Annotated in this window: 12 protein-coding genes and 2 tRNA genes; 9 read left to right on the top strand and 5 right to left on the bottom strand. The window is 71.2% G+C overall.

The genetic code is table 11. From position 1 onward, the window contains the following. Positions 1-257: 257 nt before the first annotated feature. Entirely contained in the window at positions 258-899 is a 642-nt protein-coding gene (locus V6R91_RS05570) for an NADPH-dependent F420 reductase (RefSeq protein WP_336394588.1), read from the bottom strand. A 115-nt stretch (positions 900-1014) separates the two neighbouring features. Here V6R91_RS05570 and V6R91_RS05575 point away from each other — a divergent pair, with 115 nt between their 5' ends. After that, entirely contained in the window at positions 1015-2001 is a 987-nt protein-coding gene (locus tag V6R91_RS05575; protein WP_336394589.1) for an aldo/keto reductase, read from the top strand. 69 nt (positions 2002-2070) lie between these two features. Here V6R91_RS05575 and V6R91_RS05580 read toward each other — a convergent pair whose 3' ends face one another. Continuing rightward, positions 2071-3426, bottom strand: a complete 1356-nt coding sequence (locus V6R91_RS05580) for a cryptochrome/photolyase family protein (RefSeq protein WP_336394590.1) — start codon at positions 3424-3426, stop codon at positions 2071-2073. Positions 3427-3508: 82 nt separating this feature from the next. Beyond that, complete coding sequence (locus tag V6R91_RS05585; RefSeq protein ID WP_336394591.1) at positions 3509-4825, bottom strand: diacylglycerol kinase family protein; 1317 nt, start codon at positions 4823-4825, stop codon at positions 3509-3511. 98 nt (positions 4826-4923) lie between these two features. Between V6R91_RS05585 and serS the strand changes: the two genes are divergently transcribed. From serS to V6R91_RS05615, 6 genes are all read left to right on the top strand, one after another. Then, on the top strand, positions 4924-6189 hold the full coding sequence (gene serS, locus V6R91_RS05590; protein ID WP_336394592.1) for a serine--tRNA ligase: 1266 nt from the start codon (positions 4924-4926) through the stop codon (positions 6187-6189). Next, complete coding sequence (locus V6R91_RS05595; protein WP_336394593.1) at positions 6186-7160, top strand: HAD family hydrolase; 975 nt, start codon at positions 6186-6188, stop codon at positions 7158-7160. Before serS ends, V6R91_RS05595 begins: the two co-directional genes overlap by 4 nt. A 134-nt stretch (positions 7161-7294) precedes the next feature. After that, positions 7295-7379, top strand: a tRNA-Ser gene (locus V6R91_RS05600). Between the two features lie 49 nt (positions 7380-7428). Next, positions 7429-8709 carry an LCP family protein gene (locus tag V6R91_RS05605; RefSeq protein ID WP_336394594.1) on the top strand — a complete coding sequence of 427 codons (1281 nt, stop codon included), beginning with the start codon at positions 7429-7431 and terminating at the stop codon, positions 8707-8709. Further along, positions 8709-10007, top strand: coding sequence for an LCP family protein (locus V6R91_RS05610; RefSeq protein WP_336394595.1), 1299 nt, complete (start codon positions 8709-8711; stop codon positions 10005-10007). Before V6R91_RS05605 ends, V6R91_RS05610 begins: the two co-directional genes overlap by 1 nt. A gap of 112 nt (positions 10008-10119) precedes the next feature. Continuing rightward, the gene (locus tag V6R91_RS05615; protein ID WP_336394596.1) at positions 10120-11415 is read left to right on the top strand and encodes a GGDEF domain-containing protein; all 1296 of its coding nucleotides are present in this window, start codon (positions 10120-10122) and stop codon (positions 11413-11415) included. A gap of 41 nt (positions 11416-11456) precedes the next feature. Here the strand turns inward: V6R91_RS05615 and V6R91_RS05620 are convergent, their stop codons facing one another. Continuing rightward, positions 11457-12149: a DUF2278 family protein gene (locus tag V6R91_RS05620; protein WP_336394597.1), complete on the bottom strand. Its 693-nt coding sequence runs from the start codon at positions 12147-12149 to the stop codon at positions 11457-11459. 130 nt (positions 12150-12279) lie between these two features. Between V6R91_RS05620 and V6R91_RS05625 the strand changes: the two genes are divergently transcribed. Continuing rightward, positions 12280-12368, top strand: a tRNA-Ser gene (locus V6R91_RS05625). 278 nt (positions 12369-12646) lie between these two features. Here V6R91_RS05625 and V6R91_RS05630 read toward each other — a convergent pair. After that, the gene (locus V6R91_RS05630; RefSeq protein WP_336394598.1) at positions 12647-13081 is read right to left on the bottom strand and encodes a hypothetical protein; all 435 of its coding nucleotides are present in this window, start codon (positions 13079-13081) and stop codon (positions 12647-12649) included. Here V6R91_RS05630 and V6R91_RS05635 point away from each other — a divergent pair. Continuing rightward, positions 13053-13649 (top strand): hypothetical protein, encoded by a 597-nt coding sequence (locus tag V6R91_RS05635; protein ID WP_336394599.1) that lies wholly within the window; start codon positions 13053-13055, stop codon positions 13647-13649. The two genes, V6R91_RS05630 and V6R91_RS05635, sit on opposite strands and share 29 nt — an antisense overlap. Positions 13650-13658: the final 9 nt, after the last annotated feature.

A 13658-nucleotide genomic window follows, 5' to 3' on the forward strand; every position in this document is an offset into this window, starting at 1 on the left:
GCCGCGCCGCGGGAGCCCTCGGGCTTCCGCGGCGCGGCCGTGTCTCCGGTCCCAGGCGTTCCGCTCCCCGCGGGTCGCCCTCCCGCGGATCCGGAAATCGGAGAATCGCCCGCATTCCGGAGCCGTAGGGCCCGAGGACTCCGGAAACCGGCGAGAAGTCCGATCTCCGGAGCCGCGCCCGCGCCGGAGCCGTGCCGTAGCCGCGCCGGACGCGCGCCGGAGCCGCAGCGGCGCCCGCGCGCCGCGCGGCGGGCGGGTCAGGGCAGCCGGTTCGCCTTGGCGAGGTTCGCGCGCAGCTCGGCCGCCGTCTGCCGGGCGACGTAGGCCGGGCGATCGCGCTCCAGGCGCCAGGACTCGCTCAGCGGGCCGGCGCTCACGGTGTCGAACCCGAGCGCGTCGTAGACGCCGGTGACGAACTCGACGGCCTCGGGGACGTCGCTCGCGGTGCCGAGCGCGCGCCGGTCCGGGTCGCCCGCCGGCAGACCGTCGGCGTTGATGTCGCAGGCGTAGAGGTGGTTGAAGGCCTTGACGACCTTCGACGTGGGGAGGTGGTCCTGAAGCAGCTGCGACGTGGTGGTCTCGCCGCGGTCCAGGGCGTCGACGTGCCCGTCGCGCTCGAAGTAGTAGTTGTTGGTGTCGAGCACGATCTTGCCGGCCAGGGGCTCGACCGGCACGTCCTTCAGCGCCTTCAGCGGCACCGTGACGACGGCGATGTCGGCGGCGGCGGCCGCCTCCTCCGCGGTCGCGGCGGTGACCTTCGGACCCAGCTCGGCCACGAGGCCGGTGAGGGTCTCGGGGCCCCGCGAGTTCGAGATCACGACGTCGTAGCCCAGTCCGGAGAAGGCGCGGGCGAGCGCGCTGCCGATGTGTCCTGCACCGATGATTCCGATCGTTGTCATGTCGGCCCGCAACCGCGGGGAGCCTCCGCCCATTCCGCCGACGACCCGGAAAGTAACCGGGAAACGTTTCCGCAAAACGGCCCGGACGCCGCCCCGGCCGTGTGACGATGTCCGAATGGACTACGTGCACCTCGGACGAACAGGCACCTCCGTCTCGCGGATCGTGCTGGGAACGATGAACTTCGGCGACCGCACCTCGGAAGAGGACTCGTTCGCGATCATGGACCGCGCACTGGAGCTCGGCGTGAACTTCTTCGACACCGCGAACGGCTACGGCGGGGCCGGCGGCCGCGGGCGGACGGAGGAGATCATCGGGCGGTGGCTGCAGGCCCGCCGTGGCGTGCGCGACGACATCGTGCTGGCGACCAAGGTGCACTCACCGATGGTCGACCCGACGCCCGACGGCGACGTCGTGAACGCCCGCGGCGCGTCCGCGTGGCAGGTGCGGCGCGAGGCCGTCGGCTCGCTGCGGCGTCTGCAGACCGACCGGATCGACCTCTACCAGTTCCACCACATCGACCGCCACATCTCCTGGGAGGAGCTGTGGCAGTCGATGGAGGTCCTCGTCGCCCGCGGCGAGGTCGTCTACACCGGCAGCTCCAACTTCGCGGCGTGGAACATCGCCCAGGCGAACGAGATCGCCAAGCAGCGCCACTTCCTCGGCCTGGTGAGCGAGCAGTCGCTGTACAACCTCGTGCAGCGCTCGATCGAGCTCGAGGTCATCCCGGCGGCGCAGAACTACGGGCTCGGCATCCTGCCGTGGTCGCCGCTTGCCGGCGGGCTGCTCAGCGGCGGGTCCACCGACGCGAAGGCGCGCTCGGCCGGGGAGCGCATCACCTCGCAGCGCGAGGAGCGCCGCGACCAGCTCGACGCCTACGAGCGCTTCGCTCAGGAGCGCGGCTGGACGCCCTCGGCGCTCGGCCTGGCGTGGCTGCTGCACCAGCCGGGCGTCACCGGGCCGATCATCGGCCCGCGCACCGTGGAGCAGCTGGAGTCGGCCGTCTCGGCGCTGGAGATCCGGCTGAGCGAGGACGACCTGCAGGCGCTCGACGAGCTGTTCCCCGGCCCGGGTGGACAGGCGCCGGAGGCCTACGCCTGGTAGCCGCGGCAGCCCACCCGCCCCGGCAGCCCACCCGCCCCGGCAGCCCACCCGCCGAAGCCCCGCCCGAGTTCAGCGGCGGGCGGCGCGCTTGACGTGCTCGTACGCGTCCAGCGCCGCCCGCCGGGTCTCGCCGAGGTCGACGATCGGCGCGGGCGCGTCGCCCGAGAGGTGCTCCGGCGCCCACTCGCGCACGTAGAGCCCGTCGGGGTCGAACTTCTTCGCCTGCAGCTCGGGGTTGAAGATGCGGAAGTACGGCGCCGCGTCGGCGCCCGACCCCGCGACCCACTGCCAGTTGAACGCGTTGTTAGCGCCGTCGGCGTCGACGAGCGTGTCCCAGAACCACTCCTCGCCGCGCCGCCAGTCGATGAGCAGGTTCTTGATGAGGAAGGATGCCGCGACCATCCGCACGCGGTTGTGCATGTAGCCCGTGCGCCAGAGCTCCTTCATGCCCGCGTCGACGAGGGCGACGCCGGTGCGGCCGTGCTGCCAGGCCTCCAGGGCGCTGGGCTTCAGGCGCGGCCACGGGAACGCGTCGAACTCGGGGCGCAGGTTCCTCGTCGCGAGGTCGGGGTGGTGGTACAGGATGTGCCAGGCGAACTCCCGCCAGCCGAGCTCCGACAGGAACCGCCCGCCGTTCCCGGCGGCGACCGTCTCGTGCCACACCGTGTGCGGGCTGACCTCGCCCCATCGCAGCCGGGGTGACAGCAGCGACGTCGCACCGGCAGCGGGCTCGTCGCGGGCGCGGTCGTAGCTCGCCAGGTCGTCGCGCAGGAACTCGCGCAGCCGCTGGCGCGCGCCGGGCTCGCCGGGCTCCCACGTGTCGCGCAGCCCGGCCGCCCAGTCGGGCGCGGTGGGCAGCAGCGACCAGTCGTCGAGGGCGTCGGATGCCGCGGCCCGGCGCGGCCCCGGCACCTCGCGCGGCTCGGGGAGCGGATCCCGTGGTGACGGCAGGGCCTGGCACGCGCGCCAGAACGGCGAGTACACCGAGAACGGCGTACCGGCCCCGGTCTTCACCGTCCACGGTTCGAACAGCAGCGACGCGGCGAACGATGCGACGTCGACGCCGTCGTCGCGGAGTGCGGCCTTGAGCCCCGCGTCGATGTCGCGCTCCGGTCCGCCGTAGCGCCGGTTCCAGAAGACGGCGCCGGCCGCGGCATCCGTCACCGTCTCGCGCACCACGCGGTCGGCCGGACCGCGCCGCAGCACCAGCGTCCCGCCCCGCTCCCGCAGGCGCTCGCCGAGCGAGGCGAGGGAGTGGTGCAGCCACCACCGGGCGGCGCCGCCGAGCGGGCGCACGCCGGGGCTCTCGTCGTCGAGCACGTACAGGCCGATGACGGGCTCGTCGCGGTCGAGCGCCGCGCGCAGCGCCGGATTGTCGGCGAGGCGCAGGTCGTCGCGGAACCACACGATCGAGGGTCCGGGCATGGGAGTCATCCTGCCCCGCGCGGGAGCCGGCGAGGCGGTCTTGACAAGATCGCCTCGCGCCGGGCCGCGCTCACGCGGAGGCTCAGAGGTCGTCGGTGGAGTGGCCCTTGGGCACCACGACCAGGAGCGCCGCCGGCTCCACGCGGGTCTTCACCGAGAGGGCTTCGCCGAACTCGTCGCCGTCCAGCTGCACCGGCTGCGCTTCCCGCGTCGCCAGTTCGATGCCCGCGCCGCGCGAGTACAGCACCGAGTTGTCCTTGGTGCGCAGCGACAGCACGCGGCGCCCGGTGCGGAAGCGTCGCAGGAAGCTGTTGTCCCACGCCACCCGGCGCCATACGAACAGCCAGCCGAACGGACCCTTCGGCTGGAAGATGACGATGTCCAGAGCGCCGTCGGCGACGGATGCCTCGGGGATGAGCTCGAGTCCCGCCGGCAGCTTGCCGCAGTTGGCGAACAGCACGCTCTGCACCCGGGACGAGTGCAGGCGGTGTCCGGGCAGCTCGTAGACGACGCGGAACGGCTTGGCGCTGGGGAGTGCCCGTGCCGCGCCGTCGACGTACGCGACCCATCCGACGGTCTTCTTCAGCTGCGGGTTGGTGTTGGCGATCATCGCGGCGTCGAGGCCGATGCCGCCCATCACCACGAACGCGTGCTCGGCCGTCGTGCCGTCGGGCCGGGCGAGCTCGCTCCACCCGACGTCCATCGGCATCGTGTCGCCGTCGAAGACCGCGCGCACCATCGCCTCGGGCTCGGCCAGCGGCAGCCTGAGGTTGCGGGCGAGCAGGTTGCCGGTGCCGCTGGGGACGATGGACAGCGGCACGCCGCTCCCGCTCATCGCCTCGGACACGGCGCGCACGGTGCCGTCGCCGCCGGCCACCAGCACGGCGTCGACGCCCTCATCGAGCGCCTGGCGCGTCACGTCGTCGCCGAGGTCGTCGACCGTCGTCTCGTAGAAGAGGGGCTCCGACCAGCCGGCCTCCGCGGCGAGCCGCGTCACCGTCTGACGCAGGGCGTCGGCGTCGACCTTCGTCGGGTTGTAGACCAGGGCCGCCTTCGGGGACGGACGCTCGGCGCCCTCCTCCATCGGGCGGGGCTCGCCCTCCGGGCCAACGCGCCGCGCCTCGCCGGCCTCGCCATCGGCGGTGTCGGACTCGACGTCCTGCGGCTCGTGGATCACATCGTCGGGCTCGGCCGCCCGAGCCGGGTCGGGCGCATTCTCCTCGGCCGCGTCGGCCGTGGCCGAGGCGTCGGCCGCAGCGGCACCCGTCCCGTCGGCTGCCACATCGGCGAGATCGAGCTCCTCGGTCGAGGGGCCGTCGGCGTAGACGGCGTCGGCCGGGTGAGGGGTCAGATCGCCGTCGCGCGCAGGGCCCTCGCCCGATCCGGATACCGCTGCCATGTCGTACAGATTAGGTCCCGGAATGGTCCGCGCGGTGCAAACCGGTGCGCGACCGGGCAGTCGGATGCCGGTGCGCGGGCGCCGACTAAGCTTGCAGGGTGATCGATCCCGTGCTGCTCCGCGAGAATCCCGAGCTGGTCAAGCGCTCGCAGGAGGCGCGCGGCGAGTCGCCCGAGACCGTCGACGCCGCACTGGAGGCCGACCGCGCACGCCGTGCCGCGATCACCGCCTTCGAAGAGCTCCGCGCCGCGCAGAACGCGCACGGAAAGAAGGTCGCGCAGGCTCCGAGAGAGGAGAAGGCGGCCCTCGTCGCCGAGGCCAAAGACCTCAGCGAGCGCGTGAAGCAGGCCCAGCACGCGGTCGCCGCCGCGGAGGAGGCATCCGCCGCGGCCTTCGCAGCGATCGAGAACCTCGTGATCGACGGCGTGCCCGCCGGCGGTGAGGACGACTTCGTCACCCTGCGCACGCACGGCGAGGTCCCGGCCTTCGCGTTCGAGCCGCGCGACCACCTCGAGCTCGGCGAGCGGCTCGGCGCGATCGACATGGAGCGCGGCACGAAGGTGTCGGGCAGCCGCTTCTACTTCCTCACCGGCATCGGCGCCCGCCTCGAGCTCGCCCTGATGAACCTCGCGCTCGACCGGGCGCTCCAGGCCGGGTTCACGCCGATGATCCCGCCGACGCTGGTGCGTCCCGAGGTGATGCAGGGCACCGGCTTCCTCGGCAAGCATTCCGCCGAGGTCTACCACCTCGAGGACGACGACCTGTACCTCGTCGGCACCAGCGAGGTGCCGCTCGCCGGGTATCACATGGGCGAGATCCTCGACCTGACCCGGGGCGCCAAGCGCTACGCCGGGTGGTCCACCTGCTACCGCAGCGAGGCGGGGTCGTACGGCAAGGACACCCGCGGGATCATCCGCGTGCACCAGTTCAACAAGCTCGAGATGTTCGTCTACACCACGCCCGAGGAGTCGGAGGCCGAGCACCTTCGCCTGGTCGAGATGCAGGAGCGGATGCTCCAGGATCTGGGCCTGTCGTACCGCGTGATCGACGTCGCCGCGGGCGACCTCGGCTCGAGCGCAGCCCGCAAGTACGACATCGAGGCGTGGGTGCCGACCCAGCAGGCGTATCGCGAGCTCACGTCGACCTCGAACTGCACGACGTACCAGGCGCGCCGCCTCGACATCCGCCACCGCCCGGAGGGCGGCAGGACGCAGCCGGTCGCGACGCTCAACGGCACGCTCGCCACCACCCGGTGGATCGTCGCCCTTCTCGAGACCCACCAGCGCGAGGACGGGTCGGTCGCCGTGCCGGAGGTGCTGCGGCCCCTGCTCGGCGGGCTCGAGGTGATGGAGCCGGTCGGGTGAACCAGGCCCACGACGGCATCGGCGACCTGGCCCGCACCGCCGACGACATCGACACCGACCCCGCCGTCGAGGAGGCCCTGCCCGACACCGGCCGGATCGACGTCGAGCCGCAGGAGGACGCGGCCGAGCTGGTCGACGAGCTGGCGCGCGAGACCGAGGCGCCCGGCGTGTCCGTGGCCCGCATGCTCATCGTGCTCGACATCGACGGCACGGTGCTGCTCGAGGACGAGTCGCTCAGCCCCGGCGTCGTCGAGGCGGTCGCCCACGCGCAGGACGCGGGCCACGAGGTGATGATCGCGACCGGTCGCAGCTGGGAGGGCACCCGCGGCATCCTGCGCGTGCTCGAGCTCGCTCCCGAGTACGTCGTGTGCTCCAACGGCGCCGTCGTGCTCAAGCGCGTCGACGCCGAGGAGCTGATCTACGAGCGGTGGCACGTCGAGACGTTCGACCCGAGCGAGGTGCTGACGCTGCTGCGCGAGCATCTCCCGCAGGCGCGATACCTCGTGGAGCTGCCCGACGGCGTGCGCCTGTACACCGAGTACCTCGAGGACTGGAACCTCGTCCATGCCCGCCGCGTGCCCTTCGAGGAGCTGGGGCGCCAGCGCGTCTGCCGTGTCGTGGTGGTCTCGCCGGAGCAGGACGAGCAGGACTACCTCGAGCTGGTGCGCGACATCGGGCTCCACGAGGTCTCGTACGCTGTGGGCTGGACGGCGTGGCTCGATATCGCCCCGCAGGGCGTCGACAAGAGCACGGGGCTGGAACGCGTGCGGGCCGAGCTGGGGATCGAGGCCGAGAACGTCCTCGTGATCGGCGACGGCCGCAACGACGTCGGCATGTTCCGATGGGCGCTGGAGCACGGCGGCCGCGCCGTGGCGATGGAGCAGGGCCCGCAGGAGGTGCGGGACGCCGCGGGGGAGACGACCGGCTCGGTGCAGGCCGGCGGCGTGGCAGCGGTGCTGCGCGCGCTCTGACGGGCACCCACGGCGCTCGAGCGCGTCCTTCAGAGGATTGCCAGCCGCCGTTGGAAGAATGGGTCGACAGTGCTGTCGGCTAGACTCGACGCCTGTTCGACGGATGCCGCGCTCCTTGCGAGCCGGGATCCTCGGGAGGGTTGTCCGAGCGGCCGATGGACCTGGTCTTGAAAACCAGTGGGCAGCGATGTCCCGTGGGTTCGAATCCCACACCCTCCGCAGAACGCGTGTGCCGGGGGCTTGAGAGCAGATCCCGGAGAGGAACCGAGTGAGCCAGACCCGCCGACCCGCCCGCCAGGGCCGCCGCACCGTGGCGCGCCATGGTGAGCTGTCGTCGCCCGGGCCGCTGGCGTTCGTGCTCAAGCTCGTCGGCGTCATCGCCGCGGTCGCCCTCGTCGCCGGGTTCGGCGTCGCCGCCTACGCGCTGTCCGACCTCACCTCCAGCTTCGCCGACGACGCCGTCGAACTCGAGGGTCAGGGGACCGTTCCGCCCGACATCGGCGCCATCGAGGGCGGCGTCGACGTGCTCCTCGTCGGCACCGACGAGTGCGAGCCGGAATACGCGCACATCTTCGGCGACCGCTGCACCGGGCCCGAAGCCGAGGGACAGCTCAACGACGTCAACATGCTCGTCCACATCTCGGACGACCCGCGCCGGGTGACCGTGGTGTCGTTCCCGCGAGACCTGATGGTTCCCATCCCGTCGTGCACGAGCGAGGACGGCACGACCACCGCCGGCAGCTCGTACGCGCAGATCAACTCCGCGTGGGGCGACGGCGGGCTCTCGTGCGTCGCGAAGACGATCAAGGAGCTGAGCGGACAGAACGTGCCGCTGGCGGCCAAGGTGAGCTTCGGCAACGTCATCAACATCACCGACGCGATCGGGGGCGTCGAGGTCTGCATCGGCAACGGCGGCATCAAGGACGTCTATACCGGCATCGACTGGGAGGCCGGGGCTCGAACGGTCCAGGGCGTCGAGGCGCTGCAGTTCCTCCGCACGCGTCACGGCCTGGCCAACGGCAGCGACCTGGCGCGCATCAGCAACCAGCAGCAGTACATGTCCAGCCTCGCGCGCAAGCTCGTGAGCGAAGAGGTCATCTCCAACCCCGCGACGCTGTACAAGCTGGCGACCACGGCGGTGGACAACATCACTCCGAGCGCGGGGCTGACCAATCCGATGACGCTCGCGCAGATCGCGCTCGCGGTGAAGGACGTGCCCTTCCAGGACATCGTGTTCCTGCAGTACCCGGTGCTCGAGGACCCGGCCGATCCGAACCGCGTCGTTCCCGACTACGATGCGGCTGAGCAGATGTGGGCGGCCCTGGCCGCCAACGAGCCGATCGAGGTCACGCACGACCAGGATCTGACCGGAGGAGTGATCGTGGCCGACCCGCAGCCCACCGAGGCGCCCGCCGACCCCACCCCCAGCGCCGATCCGAACGCGACCCCCGCCCCGAGCGAGACCGCGGTGGCGCTTCCCGAGAACATCCCCGGCCAGAACGCCGCGCAGCAGACCTGCTCCGCCGGCAACGTCAGGGCCGAGGGCTGATGCCGGCGACCAGGCGACCCTCGACGGAGGGTCGCGGGCCCCTCGCGCGCCACGGAGTGCTGCCGACGAGGCATCCGCTCATCACCCTGATCTCGATGCTCGGCGTCGCGGTGGCGGTCTTCGGCGTGAGCGCGGCCGGCATCGCGGCGTACAACGTGTGGGACGCCACGCGGGCGATCGCGGCGAACGCGGTGGTGCTCGACGACGAGAGGCCGCTGCCGCCGTCGCTCGGCGCCATCGAGGGCGGCGTGAACGTGCTCCTGGTCGGCTCGGACTCGTGCGAGGGTCAGGACGTCGCGCTGTTCCCGCGCTGCGCCGAAGACGACTCACCGGGCGAGCGCAACGACGTCACGATGCTCGTGCACATCTCGGACGAACCGCGCCGTGTCACCGTCGTCTCGTTCCCACGCGACATGCTGGTGCCGATTCCGGCGTGCGCCAAGGAGGACGGCAGCGGTGACCACCCGGCGATGTCGCAGCAGATGATCAACGCGTCGTACATGTACGGCGGGCTGGGCTGCACGGTGCGCACCGTCGAGGCGCTCACGGGCGAGCAGGTCCACTTCGCGGCGGCCATCCGCTGGACCGGCGTCATCAACATGTCCGACGCGATCGGCGGCGTGGACGTCTGCGTCGCGGGTGACATCCAGGACCGCCACACCGGCCTCGACCTCGCCGCCGGCACCCACACGCTCGTGGGTGTCGAGGCGCTGCAGTTCCTGCGGGTCCGCCACGGCATCGGCGACGGATCCGACCTCGGGCGCATCTCGAACCAGCAGCAGTTCATGTCGTCGATGGTGCGCAAGCTGCAGTCCGACGCCGTGCTGGCCAATCCCGCGACGCTCCTCAACCTCGCGACCACGGCCGTGAACCAGGTGCAGCAGGGGCAGCTCGTGCTCAGCTCGGGGCTGACGAATCCGAACCTCATGGTGCAGATCGCGATGGCGATGAAGGACGTGCCTTACGAGGACATCGTGTTCGTGCAGTACCCGACGCGCTACTCGTCTGGTGACGGCGCCAGTCGCGTGATGCCGGTGACGGATGCCGCGGACGTGCTGTTCGAGGCGCTGCGGGCGAACCAGCCGCTCACCCTCACCGGCGAGGCCAGCCAGGGCTACGGCGTCGAGGTCACCGGCGAGGCCGTGAAGCCGGATGCCGCCGCCACGCCTGCACCGGGCGGTGAAGCCGTCGAGACCCCGGCAGCCGAGGCGCCGGTGGCCGAGGAGCGCGTGGAGCTGCCCTCGGAGATCGCCGGCCAGACGGCAGCGCAGACGACGTGCACGCTGCCCGAGAACTGACCGCTGTGCATCCGGTGCGTGCACTGCGTTTTCCTTCCTGTCGTCCCGCGGGCATCGCGCGATGCGATACATTTCGGACGGATGCCGCGTGCCCGGCGCGGGAAGGATGCCCATGAGCGGTGTGGAGATCGATGCGCTGCCCGTCGGCGTCGTCCGCGTGGACCGCGACGAGCGCGTGGTGGAGGCCAACGCCTGGTTCCGTCGATGGCTGGCGGAGGAGCCCACCGGCCGGCTGCTGAGCGAGATCCTGGTCCCGGTCGCCGATTTCCTCGAGGGCGCCGGCCGCTCCTCCAGGATGATGTCGTGCCCCGAGCATCCGGAGCGCGCGGTCCTCGTCGCGCGGGCTGAGGATCGCGACGGCACGGTGCTGACGGTGATGGATGCCGCCGACCGGTACGCCTCCGGCACGCGTCTGCGCAACATGCACGGCCTCGCCGACCGGACGCAGAGCCGACTGCAGCTGATCATGGACGCGTCCATCGCCTTCGCCGCCGCGACGACGGAGGAGCGTCTCAGCCGGGTCCTCGCCGACACGGCGTCGCAGGCGTACCGCGCCGAGGAGTCCGTCGTCATGCTGTTCTCCGAGAGCGGGGTGCTGCGGCGGACGGCCGGCACGAACCCGTTCGAGCACACGATCCCCGAATTCACGATCTCGGCACGTGTGCGGCAGATGCGCGACGTCGTGAAGATCAGCGGTGAGGCCGACGCCGAACGCCTTTCCCCCTCCCTCGCGGAGGCGATGCGCACGGCCGGCGTGCAGGCGGCGATCGTCGCGCCGCTGCACCTCGAGGACGTCTCGCTCGGCCTCTTCGCGTGTTTCTTCCGGCATCCGCGCGTGTTCGACGACGAGGCATCCCCTCTCGCGGAGGCCCTCGCGGGCCAGGCCGCGCAGAAGCTCGCGACGCTGAGGCTCGAGCGCCGCCTGCAGCACGCGGCGATGCACGACGACATCACCGACCTCCCCAACCGGCGCAGCCTCGAGGATCTGCCGTCGCTCGGCGACCACACGCCCGCGTCGGTGATCTTCATCGACCTGGACGGCTTCAAGGAGGTAAACGACACCCTCGGCCACGACCGTGGCGACGAGGTGCTCCGCGAGGTCGCGCGCCGGCTGCAGGAGAACCTCCGCGAGGGCGACGTCGTCGCCCGGTACGGGGGCGACGAGTTCGTGGTCGTGTGCGGGGCGGATGCCGCAGCCGCCGTCGAGATCGCCGAGAGGGTGCGCGCCGCCGTGGGGGAGGAGTACACGTTCCTGCCCGCGTCGTTGCCGATCGCCGCGAGCATCGGCGTCGCGACCGCCCGTGTGGGCGACGGCCTGCTGAACGTCGACCGCCTCATCCGGCGTGCGGACCAGGCGATGTACGCCGCGAAGAACAGCGGCGGCAATCAGGTGGCCATCGCGGACTGAGCCCGCGGTCGGCTCGTTCGGCGGGTGCGGGCTCCGGTGAGTCAGAGCGGGTGCCCTTGTGCGTCGGTGTGATCGCGCTGGGTGGAGAACTTCGAGACGAACACGAGCCAGCTGCCGTCGGACTGCTGCGTCGCCACGGCGCCGTCCTGCCAGATGCCGTTCTCGGCCCACCACGGGGATCCGGCCGGGTCGCCCTGGTTCTGGTGCACGTTGTGCATGCCCTGTATCGAGGTCGGCGCGGCGCCCTCGGGGAACGGCTCTCCCCACACGAGGGTGACCGCACCCGGGCGCAGGGTCGTCTCCAGCGCCTCCGAGGCTTCGAGATGATCGCCCGAGCGCCAGGGCCGGAGGGCCGGGATCCAGAACCACGAGCGTGCGGCCGGCACGGCGCCGCTCACGCGGAGGAGCCGCAGCAGGAACCGCCGCATCCCGACGACGCGCAGAGCCGGATGCCGGATGACGTCGATCGCGCCCGTCCCGGGCGCCGACGCCAGCGCGGTGAACCCGGACGCGGGTACCGCAGGCCACCCGAGCGCCGCCCCGCCCGCGCGGACGACCTTCCACTGCACCCCCACCGCGGAGTCCTTGCTGTCGACGTCGACGGCGACCCGGAAGTCGCGCCCGCCGCTGCGCACCCTGAGGTTGACGTGCCGCCAGCGCCCGAAGTCATCGGGGTCGTCGCGGTGGTGCGCGACGAGGGTTCCGCTGAGGACTCCGTACTGTGTGAACGGCATGTCTGGAAGAGCCGCCCGGTGGCTGCGGTGATACCGGCGCGCCGGAGGGGCCGGCCGATCGCGTGCAAGAAGCGCCACGGGACTCGGTTATGATTGCTGGGTGCATCCGTGCCCATCCGGTCGGATGCCTGGAGACGTCGCATAGTCAGGCCTAGTGCACCACCCTGCTAAGGTGGAGTCCCCTTACGGGGACCGAGGGTTCAAATCCCTCCGTCTCCGCAGAAAACCCCTGGTAAACCGGGGGTTTTTCTTTCGAGAATTCCGGTCGAGCGCCGTCAAGATGGGCGACTGCGGCGTCCAGGGGTCCCCCAGGGGGACCCTTCGGGGACCTCTGCGGTGCGCCACCCTGACCATGTTGCTGCTGCGTGGTTCGTCGGAGCCGCGTGATTCCGCGGTAGTGATCGGCGTCGACCGTTCAGAGTGCGGTACCCCGCACAGATGGTGCCCCCTCGCGCGCCACGATCGTCGTCTAGGACGCTCCTCAGACGGAATGCGGCTCAGTCGTAGTCTTCGACGCGCCATTCGTCGTGCCAGTCGATCCTCGGCACATCGCCGTCGAATCGGATGGGGAGCCAGACGTAGTCAGCGATCGCAGTGTTCTCACCGTTCGCGAGCGACATGATCGCCTGGAGATTCTCCGCGCCGGCGGGCCGGGGTCGTCCTTCCATGCGTGCGGCGATGGCGTCGAAGACGTTGGGCACGTCGTCGGGGAGCTGTGGCAGCCAGCGGTCGGCGAGCGCGATGTAGAGGTCATTCTTCGCGGGGTGCTTGAAGACCGAGCTGACCTGCGAGCGGAACGACGTCCCCGACGGGTCAGTCGGATGCGCGTTGCCCACAACGGTCCACGGCCCGTGGAAGTCGTCTGCGCGCGCGAACTCGGACGGGTTCGGGAAGTACCCGGTCGTGCTCGACGGCCAGATAGTGGACCCCATCGCGCATGAAGTGGGTGGGACCTTCGCGGTTGAACGGCGGGCCGGAGTGGTGGAAATGGATGCTCGAGACCCCGGACACGTCTGTGTAGTCGTCCGTCAGTTCGGCGCAGACCAGATCTGTGTGCACCTTCTCGAAGAAGTAGTACCCCTTCTTCGTGTCCGGATCGATGACGAGGTCGTCCTCGCCGTCGCGGCCCTCGTCCTGCTGATCGTCCTCCTCGCCGTTTTCGTCCTGCGGCAGGGCCGCGGACGCACTGATCGTCTCGTGACGGCTGGTTCACGGACGGACGGCACCACAGTCGTCGACACGGCTCTCGCCGCAGATGTCCTCACCGACGCGCTGTCCAGCCAGCCGGACCTCGTCGGTTCGCACGTGTCGGCGTACCGCGTGCGCACGACGCCGATGCTCGACGTGACCGTGACATGCCGAAGGGGCGCGTCGCCGCGCGCGGTGAGCGATGTCATCGACGATTCGCTGAGCGACCTGGAGAACCTGGTCGGCGCGGAGATCCCGGCGCTTGTGCAGATTCGCGGACGCTTCTGGAGCCGCCGCCGTGGCGGCGCGTGAGGAGGGAAT

Source organism: Microbacterium sp. CCNWLW41 (genome assembly GCF_037083505.1).